Genomic DNA, 1,121 nt, shown 5'->3' with positions numbered 1-1,121 from the left:
TGCCTTGTTTTGCCGTCGATTGACGGTCGCTTCAAACGCTCTTAGTGCAATATTCCGCCAGATTAACCCGGAAATGGACGCCGTCTGGCGATATGGCATCGCTCAGACGGCTTGCCCGGATGTGTCGAGACCTTGCCAAACAGCATGTTGAGGATCCGGACGTACCCGCCGCGCCGGACGGCGCGGACGGGTACGCCGAGTGGGTGCAGATCGCGTTAATCCTGTATCGCGTGGAACTCGAAAAGAGTCTCCGTGAGACAGAAGACTACCTCAACGAAATGCCCGGCGTCCTCGCCGTGTTTGATCTCAACGAAGCACCGCACTACAGCTCGTTTTGTCGGTGGGAAAACGAGTACCGAATGCGTGAACTCCGCCGCCTGCTCCGCCAAAGCGCGGAGCAGGCGGGCTGGAGTGGCGAAGCCGCAATTGACGCAAGCGGCTTTCAACGCGATCAAACCAGCTACCACTACCGCGACCGCGCGAACTACTCGTTCCAGTCGATGAAGACGACGATCTTGATCGACGTGAACTCGCTAGCAATCAAGGACGTTCACTACACGACGCAGAAGGCCTGGGACGGCCACATCGGGATGCAGGTCTTCCGCCGGAACGCGGAAGACCTGCGGGTGCTGTCTGCTGACGCAAACTACTCGTGGAGCGACCTCCGTGAGGAGTGTCGCTCCAACTCAACGCGACCGTTAATCAAACACAGGGAGCAAACACCGTTACAGAAGGCTCACAACGCCCGGATGAACGAGGATTACAACCAGCGCTGGATGAGTGAAACGGGTTTCTCGCAGTTGAAGGAAGACGACGGCGAGAAGCTGCGCTCCCGGAGCTGGCATGGCCAGTTCCGGGAGCTAACTCGAAAGTGCATCCTGCATAACCTGACGCAGGCGGCGAGTTAGGGCTCGCCGCCTGCTCTCCCTTCTTCGGACGTATTCGGGAGAGGCATCGCCGTCGTCACCTGATCATGGGAGTAAGATACCATAGTTTTGATCCTTCGACGAACACCGCCAGCAGCAGCTACTGCATCTTCTGAGTGTAAGAACCGGTCTTTGACGCCGTGAAGTCGTAAGTTATCGACCCTACCCCGACGCAGTCTTGCGTTCAACAAGGCA

General features: G+C 57.7%; 1 protein-coding gene. It reads left to right on the top strand.

Going from position 1 to position 1,121, the window contains the following annotated elements; translation table 11 throughout:
- Positions 1–92 precede the first annotated feature (92 nt).
- Entirely contained in the window at positions 93–908 is an 816-nt protein-coding gene (locus tag LPA44_RS17990; protein ID WP_230890850.1) for an IS5 family transposase, read from the top strand.
- Positions 909–1,121 lie beyond the last annotated feature (213 nt).

This window comes from Halobacterium sp. KA-4, assembly GCF_021028995.1.
In the GTDB taxonomy this organism is placed as follows: Archaea; Halobacteriota; Halobacteria; order Halobacteriales; family Halobacteriaceae; genus Halobacterium.
Note: the sequence above shows the minus strand (reverse complement) of the source record. Positions and strands in the feature narration are given on the sequence as shown.

Excerpts from the sequence above, each read along its gene's own strand:
- LPA44_RS17990 (WP_230890850.1), top strand. The coding sequence starts at position 93 with ATGGCATCGCTCAGACGGCTTGCCCGGATGTGTCGAGACCTTGCCAAA.